General features: G+C 59.3%; 20 protein-coding genes. 15 read left to right on the top strand and 5 right to left on the bottom strand.

Annotation, left to right across the window (positions count from 1 at the left end; translation table 11 throughout):
* Window positions 1-6 precede the first annotated feature (6 nt).
* Window positions 7-309: an RnfH family protein gene (locus IE111_RS11720; protein ID WP_229805332.1), complete on the top strand. Its 303-nt coding sequence runs from the start codon at window positions 7-9 to the stop codon at window positions 307-309.
* A gap of 39 nt (window positions 310-348) precedes the next feature.
* Here the strand turns inward: IE111_RS11720 and IE111_RS11715 are convergent, their stop codons facing one another.
* Window positions 349-612, bottom strand: a complete 264-nt coding sequence (locus IE111_RS11715; RefSeq protein ID WP_229805342.1) for an outer membrane protein assembly factor BamE — start codon at window positions 610-612, stop codon at window positions 349-351.
* 172 nt (window positions 613-784) lie between these two features.
* Here IE111_RS11715 and fur point away from each other — a divergent pair, with 172 nt between their 5' ends.
* Both fur and IE111_RS11705 read left to right on the top strand, forming a co-directional pair.
* Complete coding sequence (gene fur, locus IE111_RS11710; protein ID WP_189608795.1) at window positions 785-1,195, top strand: ferric iron uptake transcriptional regulator; 411 nt, start codon at window positions 785-787, stop codon at window positions 1,193-1,195.
* Window positions 1,196-1,302: 107 nt separating this feature from the next.
* Window positions 1,303-1,779, top strand: a complete 477-nt coding sequence (locus tag IE111_RS11705) for a TlpA family protein disulfide reductase (RefSeq protein ID WP_189608794.1) — start codon at window positions 1,303-1,305, stop codon at window positions 1,777-1,779.
* 91 nt (window positions 1,780-1,870) lie between these two features.
* Here IE111_RS11705 and recN read toward each other — a convergent pair whose 3' ends face one another.
* On the bottom strand, window positions 1,871-3,547 hold the full coding sequence (gene recN, locus IE111_RS11700) for a DNA repair protein RecN (protein ID WP_189608792.1): 1,677 nt from the start codon (window positions 3,545-3,547) through the stop codon (window positions 1,871-1,873).
* A gap of 264 nt (window positions 3,548-3,811) precedes the next feature.
* On the opposite strand from recN, the gene grpE reads away from it, so the two are divergent.
* The 5 genes from grpE (at window position 3,812) to IE111_RS11675 (ending at window position 10,624) form a co-directional block, all read left to right on the top strand.
* Window positions 3,812-4,402 carry a nucleotide exchange factor GrpE gene (gene grpE / locus IE111_RS11695; protein ID WP_189608790.1) on the top strand — a complete coding sequence of 197 codons (591 nt, stop codon included), beginning with the start codon at window positions 3,812-3,814 and terminating at the stop codon, window positions 4,400-4,402.
* Window positions 4,403-4,512: 110 nt separating this feature from the next.
* Window positions 4,513-6,432: a molecular chaperone DnaK gene (gene dnaK, locus IE111_RS11690; protein ID WP_189608788.1), complete on the top strand. Its 1,920-nt coding sequence runs from the start codon at window positions 4,513-4,515 to the stop codon at window positions 6,430-6,432.
* Between the two features lie 106 nt (window positions 6,433-6,538).
* On the top strand, window positions 6,539-7,663 hold the full coding sequence (gene dnaJ, locus IE111_RS11685; RefSeq protein WP_189608786.1) for a molecular chaperone DnaJ: 1,125 nt from the start codon (window positions 6,539-6,541) through the stop codon (window positions 7,661-7,663).
* A 130-nt stretch (window positions 7,664-7,793) separates the two neighbouring features.
* Window positions 7,794-8,600 carry a 4-hydroxy-tetrahydrodipicolinate reductase gene (dapB, locus tag IE111_RS11680; RefSeq protein ID WP_229805341.1) on the top strand — a complete coding sequence of 269 codons (807 nt, stop codon included), beginning with the start codon at window positions 7,794-7,796 and terminating at the stop codon, window positions 8,598-8,600.
* Window positions 8,601-9,412: 812 nt separating this feature from the next.
* Entirely contained in the window at window positions 9,413-10,624 is a 1,212-nt protein-coding gene (locus IE111_RS11675; protein WP_189608784.1) for a hypothetical protein, read from the top strand.
* 139 nt (window positions 10,625-10,763) lie between these two features.
* Here IE111_RS11675 and IE111_RS11670 read toward each other — a convergent pair whose 3' ends face one another.
* On the bottom strand, window positions 10,764-11,675 hold the full coding sequence (locus tag IE111_RS11670) for a LysR substrate-binding domain-containing protein (RefSeq protein WP_189608782.1): 912 nt from the start codon (window positions 11,673-11,675) through the stop codon (window positions 10,764-10,766).
* A 106-nt stretch (window positions 11,676-11,781) separates the two neighbouring features.
* Here IE111_RS11670 and IE111_RS11665 point away from each other — a divergent pair, with 106 nt between their 5' ends.
* Window positions 11,782-12,612, top strand: a complete 831-nt coding sequence (locus tag IE111_RS11665; protein WP_189608779.1) for a pirin family protein — start codon at window positions 11,782-11,784, stop codon at window positions 12,610-12,612.
* A 32-nt stretch (window positions 12,613-12,644) separates the two neighbouring features.
* On the opposite strand, the gene IE111_RS11660 is transcribed toward IE111_RS11665, so the two are convergent.
* Both IE111_RS11660 and rpsT read right to left on the bottom strand, forming a co-directional pair.
* On the bottom strand, window positions 12,645-13,448 hold the full coding sequence (locus IE111_RS11660) for a DUF4198 domain-containing protein (protein WP_189608777.1): 804 nt from the start codon (window positions 13,446-13,448) through the stop codon (window positions 12,645-12,647).
* A gap of 143 nt (window positions 13,449-13,591) precedes the next feature.
* Window positions 13,592-13,858: a 30S ribosomal protein S20 gene (gene rpsT, locus IE111_RS11655; protein ID WP_189608775.1), complete on the bottom strand. Its 267-nt coding sequence runs from the start codon at window positions 13,856-13,858 to the stop codon at window positions 13,592-13,594.
* Window positions 13,859-14,051: 193 nt separating this feature from the next.
* Between rpsT and murJ the strand changes: the two genes are divergently transcribed.
* From murJ to ispH, 6 genes are all read left to right on the top strand, one after another.
* A complete protein-coding gene (murJ, locus tag IE111_RS11650; protein WP_189608773.1) occupies window positions 14,052-15,620 on the top strand; it encodes a murein biosynthesis integral membrane protein MurJ in 1,569 nt (522 codons plus the stop codon).
* A gap of 150 nt (window positions 15,621-15,770) precedes the next feature.
* A complete protein-coding gene (gene ribF / locus IE111_RS11645; RefSeq protein WP_189608771.1) occupies window positions 15,771-16,670 on the top strand; it encodes a bifunctional riboflavin kinase/FAD synthetase in 900 nt (299 codons plus the stop codon).
* A 22-nt stretch (window positions 16,671-16,692) separates the two neighbouring features.
* Window positions 16,693-19,515, top strand: coding sequence for an isoleucine--tRNA ligase (ileS, locus tag IE111_RS11640; RefSeq protein ID WP_189608769.1), 2,823 nt, complete (start codon window positions 16,693-16,695; stop codon window positions 19,513-19,515).
* Window positions 19,516-19,538: 23 nt separating this feature from the next.
* Window positions 19,539-20,045 (top strand): signal peptidase II, encoded by a 507-nt coding sequence (gene lspA, locus IE111_RS11635; RefSeq protein ID WP_189608767.1) that lies wholly within the window; start codon window positions 19,539-19,541, stop codon window positions 20,043-20,045.
* Window positions 20,046-20,057: 12 nt separating this feature from the next.
* Window positions 20,058-20,519 carry an FKBP-type peptidyl-prolyl cis-trans isomerase gene (fkpB, locus tag IE111_RS11630; protein ID WP_444544500.1) on the top strand — a complete coding sequence of 154 codons (462 nt, stop codon included), beginning with the start codon at window positions 20,058-20,060 and terminating at the stop codon, window positions 20,517-20,519.
* Window positions 20,509-21,456 (top strand): 4-hydroxy-3-methylbut-2-enyl diphosphate reductase, encoded by a 948-nt coding sequence (gene ispH / locus IE111_RS11625; protein WP_189608764.1) that lies wholly within the window; start codon window positions 20,509-20,511, stop codon window positions 21,454-21,456. The genes fkpB and ispH overlap by 11 nt, the downstream gene beginning before the upstream one ends.
* The last annotated feature ends 32 nt before the right edge of the window (window positions 21,457-21,488 follow it).

Raw genomic sequence — 21,488 nt, 5'->3', positions numbered from 1 at the left:
CATGTCATGGAAATGATGAAAGTGGAAGTGGCCTACGCCACACCGGAAAAACAGGTCATCGTCGAGGTGGACGTACCGGAAGGGACGACCCTGGTCGAGGCCGTACGCCAGAGCGGTATCGAACGGGAGTTCCCGGGGCTTGAGCCGGATAGCTTGCCGATGGGGATATTCGGAAGAAAAGTACCGAAACCGGACCAGGAGCAATTGCACCCCGGCGACCGGGTGGAGCTTTACCGGCCGTTGCTGATCGACCCCAAACAGGCCCGGCAGAACCGGGCCGCCAAAGCCAAGCAGGCGAAATCGACCTGACCCGGAAGCGTCGGCGTCGCGCGTCGTCCCGTGAAACGACTACGATTCGCGGGTGATGCGGCTGACCTTGCCGTTGTCGAATTCGACAATGATGTGGCGGTATTTCCCTTCGTTTTCATGAATCGGGTAAATCCACCGGTCACTGGGCGATTCGCCGGTCAGCATGGGCGTCCCCAGCAGGAATTGAACCTGTTCGGTGGACATGCCGGTCTGCAATTGACGCAATTGCTCTTCCTTGACGAAGTTGCCCTGTTTGAGTTCCGGTTCGTAGGGGGTGAACAGTGCACAGCCGGACAACAGCACGGCGGTCAAACCGGTGGCAATTACCTTTGTTCTTTTCTGGCGCAAATCGTTATCATCCTGTGTAAACGTAAACAACGAACCCACTGACGTCTGTAATTGACGGGATACCTGATGCCGACCCGCCTGCCGGGTCGCCGCGCAGTGTACCACAGAGACTGGAGGAGACGAGAAGGTGACCACCCAAAATCAGGAACTGAAAAAAGTCGGTTTGAAGGTAACCTTGCCGCGGCTGAAAATTCTGCAGATGTTCGAGAGCAACCCCGACGGTCACATGAGTGCGGAAGAAGTCTACAAGGCGCTTCAGGACAGTGGCGAGGACGTGGGGCTGGCCACGGTGTACCGGGTACTGACCCAATTCGAATCCGCCGGTTTGGTCTCGAAGCACAATTTCGACGGAACCCACGCGGTGTATGAGCTGGCGAGCGAAGAGCATCACGATCACATGGTCAATGTCGACAACGGCGAAGTGGTCGAATTCGTCGACGATGTGATCGAGAAACGGCAGCACGAAATCGCCGAACAGCACGGTTTCGAGTTGGTCGACCACAGCCTGGTGCTCTACGTACGGGCAAAAAAGGGCTGATTTGGTCGTTTTTGGGGTGGCCCGAGCGTGAACCCGTTCCGGTCTTGAGCGTCCGCCATGCAGTACACTGGCCGTCCAAGTGCCACTGAACATAAACGAGGAGCCGTATGAAACGTCTGTGTGCCTGGGTGTTGGCCGCTGTGGTCAGCGTGGGTGTATTCGCCGATGTCAACGAGGGCGATGCCCTGCCGTCCTTCCGCCTGCCGACGCTCGATGGTCGGGTACTCGACAGCCAGGCCCTGGAAGGCCGGGTGGTCTACATCGATTTCTGGGCGAGCTGGTGCACCACCTGCCGCAAGTCCTTTCCCGAACTGAACGAATTGCACGCCGAGCTGAAAAGTCGCGGCATCGTCTTTATCGGCATCAATACCGACGAAGACCCGGCCCTGGCCGAACGGTTCCTGAGCGGCACACCGGTGGATTTTCTCATTTTGTCCGACAAGTCCCAGGAAGTGGTCAGTCAGTTCAACCCGACCGGCTTCCCGACGGCATACGTGATCGACAAGCAGGGGCAGGTGCATACCGTGAAAGAAGGTTATGCCGGGAAAGAGGCCACCCGGGAATTGCTGCTGAGCCTGCTGTAACAGTTCAAATTATCGCGCACGGAGTGCGCTCCTACGCTTAAACCTAGTGTAGGAGCGCACTCCGTGCGCGATTCATAGCCCTACCAGGGGCTTAATGCTGCCGCTGATGCCGCATCAGCATCTCTTCCGCATGCGCCCGGGTCTGGGCCGTAATGTCGATCCCTCCCAACATCCGCGCGATCTCATCGACGCGGCGTTCCTCGGTAATCGGTCTAATATCGGTGCGGGTCTGGTTGTCCGCCTGCTGCTTGGCGACCACGCAGTGGTGATGGCCGAGAGCGGCCACCTGCGGCAGGTGGGTCACGCAAATCACCTGTCCGCGTTCACCGACTGCCCGCAGCATCAAGCCCACGATCTCCGCCGTCGCGCCGCTGATGCCGACATCGACTTCGTCGAACACCAGGGTCGGAATAGTGCTGTGCTCGGCGCAGATCACCTGAATGGCCAGGGATATGCGGGACAACTCCCCGCCGGAGGCGACTTTGGCCAGGGTGCGCAGCGGTTGGCCCTGGTTCATGCTGACCCGGAATTCGACCCGGTTCAGGCCCGTTGGTGACGGCGTCTCCAGGCGTTCGCACACCGCTTCGAACCGTGCACCCGGCATCGAAAGCTGGTTCAGCTTGTCCATAACTTCGACGCCGAACCGCTCGGCGGCGGCCAGTCGTTGGTCCGAGAGAGCTTCGGCTGCGGTCTGGTAGGCCTGTTCCAGTTCGGCGACCTCGGTTTCCAATTGATCCAGCCCGGAAACGTCGGCGGTCAGTTGCTCCAGTTCGACCGCCAGAGCCGCAGTGTGCTCGGGCAGGGCTTCGGAGCGTACCTGATGCTTGCGTGCCAGGCTGTGAATACGGTCCAGCCGGTCTTCGACATACCGCACCCGCTCTTCATCCACCTCGAAGCTGGTCAGGTACTGGTCGAGGTCATTGACCGCCTCCTGGGCTTGAATCAGGGCACTGTCGAGTAATTCCAGTGCATTGGACAGGGATTCGTTGTCGTCCTTCAGCCCTTGCAGCCGGTGCAGTGATTGCTTCAGCGGACCTAGGGCATCGCTCCCGCCTTCCTCGGATTCCAGCAATTGCCGGGCCGCGTAGGCTTCGGTCACCAGGGTTTCGGTCTGGTTGTAGCGGCGGAATTCCTGTTCCAGGGCCTCCACCTCGCCCTCCTGCAGGGCGAGGGCGCTCAATTCGTCGAACTGGTATTCCAGCAGTTGCTGACGAGCGCTGTTGTCATCGGCCTGCTCCTTGAGCTGCTTGTATTTGCGGGCCTTGCCCTGCCAGCGAATCCAGGCATCCTTGACCGTCTGTAACGCCTCGTCGTGACCGGCGTATTCATCCAGCAGCCGCAGGTGGGTGTCGGTACGCAGCAGGGATTGGTGGGCGTGCTGACTGTGCACGTCGATCAGGTCCTCGCCCAGTGCCTTTAACTCACCGAGCGGGACCGGCTGGCCGTTGATGTAGGCGCGCGAACGCCCCTCGGCGGAGACGGTGCGGCGCAGGATGCAGTCGTCTCCCTGGTCCAAGTCGCGCTCCTCCAGCCAGGCGCGGGCGTCGGGAATACGGGCGACATTGAAACTGGCGGTCACTTCGGCCCGCTTTTCGCCGTGGCGGACAATGCTGCTGTCGGCGCGTTCGCCCAGCGCCAGCGCCAGCCCATTGAGCAGGATGGACTTGCCGGCCCCGGTTTCCCCGGAAATCGACGTCATCCCCTGTTGCCATTCAATCTCGATGTTATCGGCAATGGCAATGTTACGAATCACCAGGTTGTGCAGCATGAGACGGCTCCTTCGACGCCCAAAATACTGTGTTTTTGTACAGTAAGTTTATCCATTTGGCAATAGCCGCAACCTCACGGGCCTGTTATGTCTTGAAAACGAAAACGGCGGCCCAATAAACAAGCGCCAGTTGCAGTCCTCCCGGATACGGTCGGCGATATCGCCCGGCCCCATCGACGAATCGGTCCTGCTCGATATGAGCCGGATCGGGCTTTGCGCGGAGGATGACACTTTCCACATGACAGTATCGATTGGGTTCGCACGATGGCAGACGAAGATAAAACCGTAGAGACACAGGAAGACGTTCAGGTGGACGAGACGGCCGAACAGGGTCGGGAAGACGGTATCGAACCGGAGCAGGATCTGGCCGCCGAGCTGGAAGCGGCACGGGAAGAGATCCAGTCCTACAAGGATCAATACCTGCGGTCCGAAGCCGAGATGTCCAATCTGCGTCGCCGGGTCGAGAAGGACGTAGAGAATGCCCACAAATTCGGGCAGGAGAAGCTGGTCAAGGAGATCCTGACCGTCGCCGACAACCTTGAGCGCACGCTGGCGGCCATTGAAACGGATTCCGACGACATCAAACCGCTGAAAGAAGGCGTGGAGATGACCCTGAAAGGTCTGCTCGACACCTTCGGCAAATTCAGCATCGAACCGATTGACCCGGAAGGGGAGCCGTTCGATCCGCAACTGCACCAGGCCATGACCATGGTCGAGAACCCGGAGGTGGAGCCGAACACGGTCATTTCCGTGATGCAAAAGGGCTACACCCTGCACGGCCGACTGGTTCGGCCGGCGATGGTCGTCGTCAGTAAGGGCGGCGGCAGTGGCAAAACCATCGATGAAACGGCCTGAGTCGGCGAAGGCTCGGCATAACCCGATTAAAAGTAGGGTCTTGAATTCAACGAAGCTGCTCTCATATATCGAAGCAAGCTGGTAAAACGAACTACGGAGCGTCAGTAAAAATGGGCAAAATCATAGGCATCGATTTGGGCACCACCAACTCGTGTGTGGCCATCATGGAAGGCGACAAGCCAAAGGTGATCGAAAACGTCGAGGGCGATCGTACCACCCCGTCCATTGTCGCCTTTACCGATGACGACGAAACACTGGTGGGGCAGCCGGCCAAGCGCCAGGCCGTCACCAACCCCGACAACACCCTCTACGCGGTCAAGCGTCTGATCGGCCGTCGGTTCGAGGACGATGTTGTACAGAAAGACATCAAGATGGTCCCGTACAAGATCGTCAAGGCCGACAACGGCGATGCCTGGGTGGAAGTGAAGGGCGAAAAGAAAGCACCGCCCCAGATTTCCGCCGAAGTGCTGAAGAAGATGAAGAAAACCGCCGAGGAATACCTGGGCGAGGCCGTCACCGAAGCGGTCATTACCGTTCCGGCCTACTTCAACGATTCTCAGCGCCAGGCCACCAAAGACGCCGGCCGCATCGCCGGCATGGAAGTCAAGCGGATCATCAACGAACCGACCGCGGCCGCTCTGGCCTATGGCATGGACAAGAAGCGTGGCGACAACGTCATCGCCGTCTATGACCTGGGTGGCGGTACCTTCGATATCTCCATCATCGAGATCGCCGAAGTCGACGGCGAGCACCAGTTCGAAGTGTTGGCGACCAACGGCGACACCTTCCTGGGTGGCGAAGACTTCGACCTGAAATTGATCAATTACCTGGCGGAAACCTTCAAGAAGGATTCCGGCATCGACCTGAAGGGCGACGCCCTGGCCATGCAGCGTCTGAAAGAGGCCGCCGAGAAAGCCAAGATCGAGCTGTCCTCCGCCCAGCAGACCGACGTCAACCTGCCGTACATCACGGCCGACGCGTCCGGACCGAAGCACCTGAACATCAAGGTGACCCGGGCCAAGCTGGAATCGCTGGTGGAAGAGCTGGTACAGCGGTCACTGGATCCGGTCCGCACCGCACTGAAGGACTCCGACAAGGAGATCTCCGAAGTCGACGACATCATTCTGGTCGGTGGTCAGACCCGCATGCCGCTGGTGCAGAAGCTGGTCTCCGAGTTCTTCGGCAAGGACCCGCGCAAAGACGTCAACCCGGATGAAGCCGTGGCCATCGGTGCCGCCATTCAGGGCGCCGTACTGTCCGGCGACGTCAAGGACGTCCTGCTGCTCGACGTCACACCGTTGACCCTGGGCATCGAAACCATGGGTGGTGTGATGACGCCGCTGATCGAGAAGAACACCACCATCCCGACGCGCAAGAGCCAGGTGTTCTCGACCGCCGACGACAACCAGTCCGCCGTGACCATTCACGTGGTGCAGGGCGAACGCAAGATGGCGAACCAGAACAAATCCCTGGGACGCTTCGACCTGGCCGATATTCCGCCGGCACCGCGCGGTGTACCGCAGATCGAAGTCAGCTTCGACATGGACGCCAACGGCATCCTGAACGTGTCCGCAAAAGACAAGGGCACCGGCAAGGAGCAGTCCATCGTGATCAAGGCGAGTTCCGGCCTGTCCGAGGAAGAGATCGACCAAATGGTCAAGGACGCTGAGGCGCACGCCGAGGAAGACAAGAAATTCGAGGAACTGGCCCAGACGCGCAACACCGCCGACAGTCTGGTCCACGCCACACGCAAGACCTTGAATGAAGCCGGCGACAAGGCGACCGACGACGAGAAGGCCGCCATCGAGAAGGCTATCGAGGAAGTCGAAGAAGCCATTAAGGGCGATGACATCGACGCCATCAACACCAAGGTCGAGGCACTGACGCAGGCGTCGTCCTCCCTGGCTCAGAAGATGTATGCCGAACAGGGTGGCGAAGCCGGCGAAGGACAGGCGGGCGCGGAGAGCGCCGAGTCGTCCTCCGACGATGCCGTCGATGCCGAGTTCGAAGAAGTGAAAGACAACAAGTAACAACGCAAGTTGTCACTGAGGCTTTCTGACGAACGCGGGCTCCGGCCCGCGTTCTTGTTCGTTGGAAAGTGCGAGAGCGACCTGAAAACCTAAGGCAACAGCAGTTATGTCCAAGCGAGACTATTACGAAGTCCTCGGTGTCGAACGCGGTGCGGACGAAAAAGACATCAAGAAGGCTTACCGTCGCATGGCGATGAAGTATCATCCGGATCGTAACCCGGGTGACGAAGAAGCCGAAGCCAAGTTCAAGGAATTGTCGGAAGCCTACGATGTATTGGCCGACCCGCAGAAGCGTTCCGCCTACGACCAGTTTGGTCATGCCGGTGTTGACGGCCAGGGCGGTTTCGGCGGCGGTGGCGCCGGTGCCGGTCATGGCAGTTTCAGCGACATCTTCGGCGATGTGTTCGGCGACATCTTCGGCGGTGGCGGCGGCCGTCGCTCCAGTGTTCAGCGCGGCGCCGACCTCAAATACAACCTGGAGCTGACGCTTGAGGAAGCCGTTCGCGGGACCGAAAAGACCATCAAGGTCCCGACCCTGGTCAACTGTGACACCTGCGAAGGCTCCGGTGCCAAGAAGGGCACCCAGCCTGTGACCTGCTCCACCTGTGGCGGTATCGGCCAGGTGCGGATGCAGCAAGGTTTCTTCGCGGTGCAGCAGACCTGCCCGGCCTGCTCCGGGACCGGCAAGATCATCAAGGACCCCTGTAACAGCTGTTACGGTCGGGGTGTCAAAGAAGAAACCAAGACCCTCAGCGTGAAGATTCCGCCCGGCGTCGACACCGGTGACCGCATTCGCCTGAGTGGCGAAGGGGAAGCCGGACGTAACGGTGGACCGGCGGGCGACCTCTATGTGGAAGCGCACGTCAAGAAGCATTCGATTTTCGAGCGCGAAGGGGCGAACCTCTATTGCGAAGTGCCGATCAGCTTCGCCGATGCGGCACTGGGTGGAGAGATGGAAGTCCCCACGCTGGACGGCCGCGTCAAGCTGAAGATTCCGGCTGAAACCCAAACCGGACGCTTGTTCCGGTTGCGCAGCAAGGGTGTTACCCCGGTCCGCGGTGGCGGTGTGGGCGACTTGTTGTGCCGTGTGGTCGTAGAAACACCGGTGAACCTCAATGCCCGTCAGAAAGAGCTGCTCTCGGAGCTGCAGGAAAGCATGGACGGCAAGAAGCACTCACCACGCAGCAAGGGCTGGTTCGACGGCGTGAAGAAGTTCTTCGAAGAGATGTAACCCTAAACTCCCTCTCCCCATGGGCGGTCCGACGCATCGAGAGGGCTGGGGTGAGGGGAAGGTACTCCTTATGCACACTGTAGGAGCTCACGCCGTGAGCGACAAAGCCAATACAAAAAGGTAACGCATGCTGAATATCGCCATCACCGGCGCCAGCGGTCGCATGGGCCGCGCGCTGATTCAGGCTGTTGAAGCCAATGAGCAGACTGCATTGACCGTGGCCACCGTCTCGCCGTCGTCGTCCCTGGCGGGCAGTGACGCGGGCGAAGTGGCCGGTATCGGCAAAACAGATGTGCCGCTGACGACTCATTTAAAAGAGGGTCTGGATAAAGCCGATGTTGTGATCGACTTCACAACTCCGGAAGCGACGCTGGCGCACCTGTCTCAATTGGCCGGCAGTAATACGGCCATTGTAATCGGCACTACCGGATTCACGGACGCTCAATTGGCTGAATTGAACGCCTATGCGGAACAATTGCCCATCGTTTTCGCCGCGAACTACAGTGTCGGCGTTAACTTGTCCCTGCAATTGCTGCGCACGGCCGCCCGGGTCATGGGCGAGGAAGCCGACATTGAGATCCTTGAAGCGCATCATCGTCACAAGGTCGACGCACCCAGCGGGACAGCCTTGCGCATGGGTGAGGCCGTCGCCGAGACGCTGGGGCGCGATCTGTCACAATGTGCCGTCTACGGCCGACAGGGGCAGGAAGGGCCGCGCGACAAGGACACAATCGGGTTCGCGACCGTCCGTGCCGGCGACATCGTCGGCGAGCACACCGTCCTGTTCGCCAGCGAAGGCGAGCGCCTCGAAATCACGCACAAGGCCAGCAGCCGGCAAACCTTTGCCCGCGGTGCGGTTCGGGCATCCTTGTGGCTGTCCGGGCGTGACAAAGGGCTCTATGACATGGAAGATGTCCTCGGGTTTCGCTCCGGCTGACCGTCGCCTGACCGTCAAAAGTACCGACAAAGTGGGCGGATTCCGCCCCAAAAGAATGAAAAAACCGTTCCGGGTGGCCGCCGTGGTCACCCAGCGGAATCAGAGTGACTGAGAATTGACACCCGGTTCGATTCAACCCCGCTATCGCGGGCCTTTCAGCCCACTCTGAAATCCCACCGCTCCCCGTTCGAAAAAAGCCAAAAACGTCAAAAAAACGCAAAAAAATGGGTTGACCACTCCCCAAGGCTCTGGTTTGATAGGGCACGGACGTTGATTGAGACGCTCTCGATCAATCCTGGGCAAGGGGAACGAAGACCTGGGCGGACTGATACACTGAACTGAATTTAACCTAAACAGACACAGTGTGATCCGTACCGCTGTCGCCAAACAAGAAACTCCCGGAGCCGATGTTGAATCGCCGATCCTGGTCTGAAATCCGAACTTCCTGATCTAGGCAGGGTGTTCAAAAAGGTATTGAGACTTGGGACCGAGAAAGTGCTTGCCGGCAACAGGTCAAATGCTCAACTGGCGAAAAAATGAACAAATGTACGAGCGAATCACGTAAGTACATGAGAAAATCGCCTTAAATTGTTGATGCAGATCGTTTTCCACCCAGTTACGTTTTGACTCTGCCATACAGTTGTAATATATGTATCGCAGGATATAACGATAACAACGATCATCGGTTGACGTTGTCTTCGTGGTTCGTTATTGGTTGCCTAATCGGTAACGTACCGGACACGACGCCGGCCATGATTTATCGAGAAGTCTGGTCACCAAACCAGTTGAAATAAAAAAAAGGGGAATCTTGAATGAAAGCGATCAAAATTGCTTCTGGCGTTGCGGTTACCGCACTGGCTGCTGCGATCTCTGCTCAGGCCAACGCTGCTGCTCACGGTGGTGACACCGAAACTACTTTTAGCTACACCGGTTCCATGGAAGCGATCTATGTGATCGACATGGAAAACAACCTGTTCAATGCCGATGCCGAAGAAGCTGGCACCGTCATGGACATGGACCTGGATGAAGGCGACGATTTCGACAGCGCCACCGCTGGCGAAGCCTGGGGCCTGGAAATGGGCGTTGATGTTGTACACGGTCCGTTCTCTGGTTCCCTGCAACTGCGTACCAACGACGGCACCGTTGAAGTTGACGCCGGCGATATTGTAATCACTGATGGCGCTATCTCCTTCGGTCAGACTGGTAGCTTGGTTGAAACCCACGAGTACGCCTATGACATGGGCGATTCCAACGACGATTTCAACGGCAACTCTGAAGGCAAAGACGTTGGTGCTGCGATTCGCTACACCATGGACGGCCTGGCTGTTCAAGTTGAAGGTGAAAACAGCGACGCGGACGCAGAAGGTTACGAAATCGACCAAACTGCTGACTTCGGCGTAGGTGCCAAGTATTCTGGTGAAGCAGATGCCCTGAGCTACGTTGCTGACTTCCAGTATCGTGCTTCCAGCCTGGGTGGTGAAGACGACGCAGCCTTCATCTATGTAGGTGCTGGCGCGACTTACACCATGGACATGGTTACTGCGTCTGTTGGTGTTAACCGCTACACCTTCGACGGTACCGACGCTAACGACACCGCCGCTGTAGAGTACGGCTTCGAGCTGACTGCTACTCCGATCGACGCTCTGTCTGTTTATCTGAAAGGTCAAGACTTCGACGCAACCAACGAAGTTGAAGATCCGGATGCCAACAACGACGACAGCATGAAGCTTCTGGCTGGTGCTAGCTACACTGCGGGCATGATCACCGTAACCGGTGAGTACACCTACACAGCGGTTGAAGAAGCCGGTGACGAGTTCTTCGGTGAAGTAGTTTACACCGACGGTCCTCTGAGCGCCTATGGCGACATCACTCTGGGTGACCTGGACGCTGATGAATCTGCTGATCCGCAAATCGGTGCCGGCGTTTCCTACACCAAAGACAACGGTGTTAAGTACGCTGCCGACTACGACACTCAAGCTGACGTAGAAAACGTACTGAAGCTGTCTGCCGCTTACGCATTCTAATTCAGGATTCCTCTGAACTTAGAAGCCAAGCCGCCCTCCGGGGCGGCTTTTTTGTGGGCGGAAGAAAAGTGTGAAAGGAGTTGAAGAGACGTCTGCCGGACTCAGTTTGGTGGGCTGACGATTTGGATTATATGAAACGTTAGACTTGGAGATCGAGCCCGAGCACCTCGGCCGTGATGTGCTCCCGGAACCAATTCAACGCCTTTCCTGTGTTGCCTTTTTGATAGGCAAGAATAGCCTTGAACGGCTCATCCGGTTGCGACACCTTGACCGGAACCAGATCGCCGCTGTCCAGGTAGTGTTTGATGCGATGCAGGGGCAGAAAGCCCACGCCCAGCCCGGCGATTTGGGCCTCAATTTTATCCTGCATGGTCGGTACCGTGACCATGCGATGGTGACGTGTCCAGCCCACCGTCTTCGGTGCCAGCAATTGAGTGGTGTCTTTCACCACGATGGTGGGGTATTCCGCGATCTCTTCCTCGCTGACGGTGCAGGACTTCGACGCAAGCGGGTGGTCTTTCGACACGACGAAGACCCGTTTCATTTCGGCCAGTCTCTTGATTTCATAGCCCTCCGCTTTCGGGTCCAGTCCGTCTCCGGACAAAATCAGATCCGCACTGCCATTGATCAGCAATTCCCAGGTGCCCGAGAGAGCGCCGTGGATCAGGTGCACCTTGATATACGGATGTTCCTGATTGAACGCCTGGATCAGGCTGAAGAGTCGCGACGGCTCGAAAATGGTGTCGACACCGATGCGCAATTCCGGCTCCCAGCCGCTGGCAATCTTCTTGGCCGAGCTGGCCAGGGTGTCGATATCCCGGAGAATGCCACGTCCCTCGTCCAGGATCAGTCGGCCGGCGGGCGTCATCTTGGCCCGGTGGCCGCTGCGGTCGAACAGGTCGATGCCGAGGTCCTGTTCGACTTTCTGAACCGTGTACGTCAGTGCCGAGGGCACCTTGTGCAGGGCGGTGGCGGCCGCGGCGAAGCTGCCGCGTTGGTCGATGGCATCCAGTGCGCGTAGCAGGTCCAGCGTGATGGGGTTGTGAGCCATGGCTATTCAGTTTTTTTGAAAGGTTCCCGCAATATATTCCGCTTACCCCGGCGTCTGCAAGGGCCTAGACTTCTGGGCATTCGCTCCCGTAACAGAGGTAGGCATCATGACCGAATTCAGATCCGTACGACAAATCGCCAAAGGCATCCCGGCCTCCGACGGCGCCGGCGTTAAATTGACCCGGGTGATCGGCAACCAGTTCGTCAAGAACCTCGATCCGTTCCTGATGCTGGACGAGTTCAAATCGGACGATAAAGCCGATTACATGGCCGGTTTTCCCATGCACCCCCATCGGGGCTTCGAAACCGTGACCTACATGCTCAAGGGCGCTTTTCGCCATGGCGACAACCAGGGCAATACCGGGTATCTGGCTCCCGGTTCCATCCAGTGGATGACCGCGGGTCGAGGCATTGTTCACGAAGAAATGCCGAACCAGGAGGACGGGCCGGTCTGGGGGTTTCAGCTGTGGGTCAATTTGCCCGCCAGCCACAAGATGACTGCACCGCGCTATCAGGATATCCCGCCGGAAGCGGTTCCGGTCGTTCAACTGGAAAACGGCTCGGTTAAGGTCTTGGTGGGGGAGTTTCAGGGTGTAACCGGCTCTGTGGAAGATGTCGTGACCGACCCGCTGTATCTGGATCTGCATCTGAATGACGGTGCGACCCAGCGTGTGGATATCGCCGGTAACAAGACGGCATTTGTTTACGTCTATCAGGGTTCGGCTGAAATCAAGGGGACCGAGTTGCCGGAGCGGCATCTGGGCATTCTGGGGGAAGGTGAAGCTCTGGAAGTGACGTCCTTGTCCCCGGATACGCGGCTCCTGGTTGTAGCGGGTGATCCGATCAACGAGCCCGTGGTTCAGTACGGGCCTTTTGTCATGAACACTGTCGATGAGATCCAGCAGGCCATCGTGGACTTCAACGAAGGCCGGTTCTGATGTCCGGTCGTTAGCCTGGCTCTCACAGGAGATTAGGGGCGGTGGAATACGGCGGAAGCCCAGAGGCTTTCCCAAACCGCTCCCTGTTCAGGATCGGTAGCGTCCGTCGCTTCGATCATATGCACGCTGCTCACCAGATAGTCGGCGTTGGGCCGATAGGGAATCGAGACCTGTCCCGACGCCGACGTTTCCAGGCGCCATTCCTCCACTTCGCCGTTCTGGCGAACGAAAACCCGGACCAGTGAATCGGCAAAGGGCTGACCCTGCCACAGCAGTCGGGCGGTGAGAGGTTGTCCGGCATCCAGGGCGTAAGGGTTGTGTTGCAGGACCCATTCAAACGGGAAGCCCACGGCTTTGTCCTCGCCTTCGGCATTCCCGACACCGATATAGGCTTTGGCAAAACGGCGATAAGCTTCGGTGAAGCCGCTGGCGGGCAGGTCGCGTTCCCGGTGGCGCTGGGCCACCCAGGCCAATCCGTCCAGCTTCAGAAAATTCCGAAACGTCTCTGGATCATCGTAGGTCAGGTATTCGTAGGTTGATTCGTAGGTCAGTAATGCAAGGCCGGGGTGTTCGGCCGTCTGGCCGACGGCTGGAATCGTGCCCAGGCGTGCATCCACCGGCTCGGTCTGTCCGTCCAGCGTCAATTCGAAGCGTTCGAACCGGCCGGGGATGTAGGCGTAGGTGTTGCCTTTGAAATACTGTCCGATCTTGATGTGAGCTTTCAGGGGGTCGTCCGGCTCGATCTGAAAGGTCAACGGTTCCAGCCAGAATTCGTGGGCCAATGCCGGGAAGGCCGATAGGCCGATAACGAACAGTAGAGAGCGGAGCGGGTGCATGTGGATTCATCCGTCGGTTTGTGGTGTCAGGATAGGGGCATTACGACGGTGTGGGCAAGATGGATGCGGAGAAACAAAAAAACCGGCCTAAGCCGGTTCTTTTAGAGCGTCGGGTCACGCAGTGACCCGCGATGTGCCGTCAATCAGGCCTTGAGGGCCTTAACGCGCGCGCTCAGGCGGCTCATGGTGCGAGCGGCCTTGTTCTTGCTGATGATGCCTTTGCGGGCCATGCTGTCAACGACCGGCTGGGCGCTGGACAGTGCCTTGGTTGCTTCATCGTAATTCTTAGCTTCGATCTGCTTCACAACCTTTTTGACGTAGGTGCGAACCATGGATCGCAGGCTGGCGTTGTGTGCGCGGCGCTTCACTGCCTGACGAGCACGTTTTTTGGAACCAGCAGAGTTTGCCACGGGCAGCTCCTTAATTAAGTAGTACTGGGAATGGGGTCAAATTCGAGGGGCGCGATTTTAGGGTTTTGATGGGGGGCTGTCAATGATTGAGTGCGGAAGAAATCAGGCGGTCCTGAACTCAGGCTTCTAAGGGCGGTTGAATCCTGTAAACTGGCGCCCTCGGTTCACTGGGTTACCGCAATACGGAAAGCACATGTCGTCCAACCCGAACACATCCGCACCTCCGGGCCGGCGAGGCCTGCTGGCCAATTCAGCCATCGTGGGCGGGGCGACCATGGCGTCCCGTGTCCTCGGTATGGTCCGGGATGCGGTCTTCGCCATTCTGTTCGGTGCCGGCGGGGCCATGGATGCGTTTTTCGTCGCCTTCAAGATTCCCAATTTCCTGCGTCGGCTGTTCGCCGAAGGCGCCTTTAACCAGGCGTTCGTGCCGGTATTGTCGCAGGTTCGTCAGGAGGAAGGGGAGGCCGGTGTCAGACGGCTGATCGCGGCGACCCAGGTCGCGCTTGGTGCCGTGGTGGGTGTGCTGACGGTGGTGGCCATGCTGGCTTCGCCCCTGGTCGCCTGGGTATTCGCGCCGGGCTTTCACGATGATGGTGTGAAGCTGTCGCAGACCGCCGATTTCCTGCGGCTGACCTTTCCTTATTTGTGGTTTATTTCACTCACGGCCCTGGGGCAGTCGGTGTTGAACACCTTTGGACGCTTCGCAGCCCCGGCTCTGACACCGGTTATTCTGAATCTGTGCCTGATCGGTTCGGCCTTTTGGCTGACGCCGCGTTTCGATGTGCCGATGACCGGGCTGGCCTTGGGTGTCCTATTGGCCGGCCTGTTGCAATGGCTTTGGTTGTGGCCATCGCTGCTGAAACTGGGGGTCTGGCAACCCTGGCGTCTGGGTGAGCGCCACGAGGGCGTGAAACGCATCGGCGTTTTGATGGTACCCGCCCTGTTCGGCGTCTCCGTCAGCCAGATAAACCTGTTGCTGGATACCGTACTGGCGTCTCTGTTGCAGGACGGCTCCGTAGGCTGGCTGTACTACTCCGATCGGCTGTCCGAACTGCCGCTGGGGGTGATCGGCATCGCTATCGGCACCGTTCTGTTGCCGCGATTGTCCGAGCAGGCCCGTCATGCCGACCCAAAGGATTTTCAGCGCACTCTGGGGTGGGCGCTGCGACTGGTGTTGCTGGTCGGTATTCCGGCCATGGCGGCCCTGATCGTGCTGGCCCAGCCGTTGTTGAGCACCCTGTTTCAGTATCGTGCCTTTACCGAAACGGATGTCTTGTTCAGTTCCCGTAGCCTGATGGCCTACGCCCTGGGGCTGCCGGCTTTCATGCTGATCAAGATCCTGGCACCGGGATTTTTCTCGCGCCAGGACACCAAAACCCCGGTCAAAATCGGCATCTGGGCTATGGTGCTGAACATGGCCTTCAACCTGATCCTGATCTGGCCGCTCGCTCACGTCGGGTTGGCGCTGGCCACCTCGCTGTCCGCCTGGTTCAACGCGGGCCTGCTGGCCTGGACGCTGCGGCGCAGGGGGGATTTTCCGGCCAGATCGCTCTGGCTGGCGTCGGCTTTGAAGTCCCTGCTGGCTGCATCGCTGATGGCGCTGGCGCTGTTGTGGTTGATGGCCTGGCCTGCCCTGGCGTTCCCGGATGACGTGCTGGGGCGTGTGTGGCGTCTGGCCGTACTGGTGTTAGCCGGCCTGGCTGTATTCACGGTAATCGCATTGGCTGCCGGTATACGTCCGGGTCAACTGAAAAGCCCCTAGCCCGAATAATTCACCGGCACGCTCAACACTCAAGTTTCGGCGTTTGCCGAGTAGCCTGGCAGCCGTCGCGGACCATTGCCATTCGGGCTAAAGACGTCGCCGGGGCTTTTTTGTATACTGCGCGACCTTGTCCGAATTACTCTGAGCCCTATGCGAATCAGTCGTCGCCCCCGACATCTCGGTAAACCCTCGGCCGTTACCATCGGCAGTTTCGATGGCGTACACCGGGGTCACCAACAATTGGTCCAGGCCTTGAAAGAACAGGCGGCCAGCCGGGGCCTGACCGCCACCGTCGTCACCTTCGAGCCGCAGCCCCGTGAATTCTTCGACCCCGAGGGCGCACCGGCCCGATTGTCCGCGCTGAACGACAAGGTGCGACGCCTGGCGGAACTGGGTGTGGAGCACCTGGTGGTGCTGCCGTTCAATGCGTCATTGCGGTCCATGTCGGCGGCCCGGTTTGTGGACGACGTCCTGATCGACGGGCTCGATGCCCGTTGGGTGGAGGTCGGTGACGATTTTCGCTTCGGCAACGACCGCCGGGGGGATGCCGATTTCCTGCGCCAATATGATTTCGATGTCGCGGAAATGCCTTCCCAGCGTCTGGGCGATGCCCGCATCAGCAGTACCGCTATTCGTACGCTGATCGCCGACGGACGACTGAACGAGGCCGAAACTCTATTGGGAGAGCCGTACACCCTGACCGGCCGCGTGATCTACGGCCGCCAGTTGGGGCGCACCATCGGCGTGCCCACGGCCAACCTCCTGCTGAAGCACCCCAAGCTGGCAACGACCGGGGTTTTCGTCGTGAATGCGTTGCATAAAGGTCGGACCTATCAGGGCGTCGCCAACCTGGGGCCGAAACCCACGGTCGGTGATCTGCGCCCCTGGCTGGAAGTCCATCTGTTCGACGCCGATCCCGACCTGTACGGCGAACGGCTTCACGTCCAGCTATTGCACAGGCTGCGGGGTATTGAAAGATTTGATACGCTTGACGCCCTGAAAGACCAGATCCAAGCAGATATCCAGGCCGCCCGCGCCTGGTTTTCCTAACTGACGGAAGTGACCGAGCTCCATGACTGACTATAAAGCGACACTGAACCTGCCGCATACGGATTTCCCCATGCGCGGCAACCTGGCCAAGCGCGAGCCGGAAATGCTGGCTCGCTGGGAGAAGAACGGCGTTTATCAACGCATTCGCGCCGCCAGTGCAGGTCGTCCCAAATTCATTCTTCACGATGGTCCGCCGTACGCCAACGGCGATCTTCACCTGGGTCATGCGGTCAACAAAATTCTGAAAGACATCATTGTCAAATCGAAGGGCTTTATCGGCTACGACGCCCCCTATGTGCCGGGCTGGGACTGTCACGGTCTACCGATCGAGCACAAGGTTGAAACCATGATCGGCCGCGCCGGCGACAAGGTCGACTACAAGACCTTCCGCGCCAAGTGCCGCGAATTCGCCCTGGGCCAGATCGACAACCAGCGCAAGGGTTTTATCCGCATGGGCGTGTTCGGCGACTGGGAGAACCCTTACCTGACGCTGAACCATCAGACCGAGGCCGACATCATCCGCGCCCTGGGCAAGATCGCCGAGAGCGGCCACCTGGTGCGCGGCTTTAAACCGGTCTACTGGAGTGTTGTCGGCGGCTCCGCCCTGGCCGAAGCCGAGGTGGAATACCACGACAAAACCTCCTTCAGCATCGACGTCCGCTATAAAGCGCAGGACCCGTCGGCTGTCCTCAAAGCCTTCGGTACCGATGCCGGTGAAGGCGAGGTGGGCGCCGTGATCTGGACCACCACTCCCTGGACGCTGCCGGCTTCACAGGCTATGTCCATTCATCCGGATCTGGACTATGTCCTGATTCAGGCCACGGTCAACGATGCGCCGGCCCGGTTGATCCTGGCTGAAGGACTGCTGGAAGCGGCCACCGAACGCATGGGGCTGGAGACCTACGAGACCCTGGCCAAGGTGAAAGGCGATGCGTTGGAAGGCCTGGTCTTCGACCATCCGTTCTACGACCGGAATATCCCCTTCCTGCTCGGCGACCACGTCACCCTCGACGCCGGTACCGGCATCGTGCACACCGCGCCGGACCACGGCATGGAGGACTTCCTGGTCTGCCAGCACTATGGCATTGAGACCCTGAATCCGCTGGACGACAAGGGCGTCTACCGCTCAAACGTTGAATTGTTCGCCGGCGAGCACGTCTATAAGGTCGATCCGCACATCATCGACGTCTGCAAGGAACACGGGCGCCTGCTCAGCGAAGACAAGCTGACGCACAGCTATGCCCACTGCTGGCGGACCAAGACACCGCTGATCTACCGCGCCACGCCGCAGTGGTTCATCAGCATGGATAAAGAAGGCCTGCGCGGCAAAGCGCTGGAGGCGATCCAGGGTGTGCGTTGGGTACCGGGCTGGGGCCAAAACCGCATCGAAGCGATGATGGAGCAGAGCCCGGACTGGTGTATCTCGCGTCAGCGTACCTGGGGTGTGCCCATTGCATTCGTTACCCATAAGGAAACCGGCGAACTGCATCCCGAGTTGCCGCGCATCATCGAGGAAGTCGCCAAACGGGTCGAAACCGGCGGTATGGACGCCTGGTGGGACCTGGAACTGAGTGAAATCCTCGGTGACGAGGCCGATCAGTACGAAAAAGTCACCGACACCCTGGATGTCTGGTTCGATTCCGGTGTGACTCACGAATCCGTGCTGCGCAAGCGCCCGGAACTGGGTCAGTACCCGGCCGATATGTACCTGGAAGGGTCGGACCAGCACCGTGGCTGGTTCCAGTCCTCGTTGAAGACCGCCGTGGCCATGAACGGCTCGGCCCCGTACAAGCAAGTGCTGACGCACGGCTTCACGGTCGACGAGAAGGGCTACAAGATGTCCAAGTCGCTCGGCAACGGTATCGCGCCGGACGAAATCTGGAACAGCCTGGGATCGGACATCATGCGGCTGTGGGTGGCCTCGACCGACTACAGCGGCGAAATGCCGATGTCCAAGGACATCCTGAACCGCACGGCTGACGCCTATCGCCGGATCCGCAACACCGCCCGCTTCTTGACCGCCAACCTGAACGGCTTTGAGCCGGCGCGTGATTCGGTGGCCAACGACGACATGCTGGCGCTGGACCGCTGGGCTGTGGACCGGGCCTATCGCCTGCAACAGGAGATTAACGATCTCTACGATAACTACCAGTTCCTGCAGGCGTACCAGAAGATCCATCACTTCTGCGTGCTGGACATGGGCGGTTTCTACCTGGACATCATCAAGGACCGTCAGTACACCACCCAGGAAAACTCCCTGGCCCGGCGCAGCTGTCAGACCGCTCTGTACCATGTACTGGAAGCTCTGGTTCGCTGGATTGCCCCGATCCTCAGCTTCACCGCCGACGAGTTGTGGCAGTACATCCCGGGTGAACGCAGCGACACGGTATTCGAGCAAACCTGGTACGACGGCCTGACGCCACTGGCCGCCGACGAAGCGTTGGACGGCGCCTTCTGGTCGACGGTCCAGGAAGTGAAGGACGGCGTCAACAAGGTCCTGGAAGTGGCCCGGAACGAGGGCCGCGTCGGCGGCAGTCTCAAGACCGAAGTCACGCTCTATTGCGATGCCGACCTGAAAGCCGGGCTGGCCAAACTGGGCGAGGAGTTGCGCTTCGTCACCCTGACCAGCGATGCCCGGCTGGCGGATCTGTCCGAGGCCGGTGATGATGCACTGGACACGGAACTGGAAGGCCTGAAGGTCAGCGTCGCCGCCTCCGAACAACCGAAGTGCGCGCGTTGCTGGCATCAGCGTCCGGACGTCGGCCGGAACCAAGAGCATCCGGAGCTCTGTGGTCGCTGTGTCGAAAACGTCGCCGGTGACGGTGAAGTCCGTCACTACGCCTGAGCATTCGGCCTGAGGAATCAAACATGAAGGGAACCGATATGCTGCGGCAGTCGCGTTGGCTGTTGATCGCCGTTGCCGTGGTCGCACTGGACTTGTGGACCAAGGCGCTGGCGTCGGACCTGTTGAACTTCGGCCAGCCGGTCCGCATTTTACCGGTACTGGATTTCACGTTGTTGCACAATCGAGGCGCCGCCTTCAGCTTCCTGAGCTCGGAAGGCGGCTGGCAACGATGGCTGTTCGCCGGTATCGCCACTGCGGTCAGTGTGGTGATCATCGTTTGGGTGCTGCAACTGAAACGCCATGAGCGCTGGTTGGCCGTAGCCCTGTCGCTGATCCTCGGCGGTGCGCTCGGCAATCTGTATGACCGGCTGACGCTGGGCTATGTGGTCGATTTCATCCATTTTCACTGGAACTACCACTACTTCCCGGCTTTTAACCTGGCCGACACCGCCATTACCATAGGTGCGGCCATGATGATCATCGATGCCCTCTGGCTGCAGAAACGCCGCGCCGAGGCTCACAGTTCCTGAGCGAGACCGAGTTTGAACCAGACCGACATGAACCAGATCCAGGAAAACAGCCAGGTCACCCTGCATTTCGCATTGCGACTGGCCAATGGCGAGACCGTCGACAGCACCTTTGACGGGCGTCCGGCCACCCTGACCATTGGTGACGGCAACCTGCCGGAAGGGTTCGAAAAGCACTTGCTGGGCTTGTCCCAGGGCGATCACCGCACCGTTCGTGTCGCCCCCGAGGATGCCTTCGGCCAGCCGAACCCCCAGAACCGGCAACAGTTCAAGCGGGATCAGTTCAGTCAGGGGGAGACACTGGAACTCGGCATGGTGATGTCGTTCGCCGACGCCGGCAAGAACGAACTGCCCGGCGTGATCGCCGAAATCGACGGCGACTGGGTGACCGTGGACTTCAACCACCCACTCGCCGGCAAGGAGCTGGACTTCGAAGTCGAAATTCTCAACATCGAGGCCGCAACCGATGGACATTAAACTGGCCAACCCCCGGGGCTTCTGCGCCGGGGTCGACCGCGCCATCGACATCGTCAACCGGGCGCTGGAGCTGTACGGCTCGCCCCTCTACGTCCGCCACGAAGTTGTGCACAATAAATTCGTCGTTGACGACCTGCGCCGTCGTGGCGCCGTCTTCGTCGATGAACTGGACGAGGTGCCCGACAACCAGTTGGTCATCTTCTCCGCCCACGGCGTCTCCCAGGCCGTGCGCACCGAAGCCGATCGACGCGGCCTCAAGGTGTTCGACGCCACCTGCCCGCTGGTGACCAAAGTCCACCTCGAAGTGTCCAAATACAGCACTGACGGTATGGAATGCATCCTGATCGGCCATAAGGGGCACCCTGAGGTCGAGGGCACCATGGGCCAGTACGACACCGCCAACGGTGGCGCCATCTATCTGGTCGAAGACGAAGCGGACGTGCAAAACCTCCGGGTGAAAAACGAACGTAAACTTGCCTACGTCACCCAGACCACCCTCTCCATGGACGACACCGCCCGCATCATCGACGCCCTGCGCGACCGCTTCCCCCACATACAGGGCCCGCGCAAGGACGACATCTGCTACGCCACCCAGAACCGCCAGGACGCCGTCAAGACCCTGGCCGGCGAATGCGACGTCGTCCTGGTCGTCGGCTCCCCCAACTCCTCGAACAGCAATCGACTGCGAGAACTCGCCGAACGCATGGGGTGTGAAGCCCATCTGCTCGACGACGCCCCCCAGCTGGAGCCCGCCTGGTTCGAGGGCAAAACCCGCATCGGCGTCACCGCCGGCGCCTCGGCGCCCGAGATCCTGGTAACCCAGGTACTCGACGGCCTTTCCAAGATGGGCGCCACCCAGCCGGTCGAGCTGGAAGGGATCCCCGAGAACATCACTTTTTCCATTCCGCGGGAGCTGAGGATCAAGGATCTCAGTTGACTCGCAAATGCGTTGAATCAGCCTGAAACTCA

The organism is Saccharospirillum salsuginis (assembly GCF_014651855.1).
Classification (GTDB): domain Bacteria; phylum Pseudomonadota; class Gammaproteobacteria; order Pseudomonadales; family Natronospirillaceae; genus Saccharospirillum; species Saccharospirillum salsuginis.
This window is presented reverse-complemented; position numbering and strand designations above follow the sequence as displayed.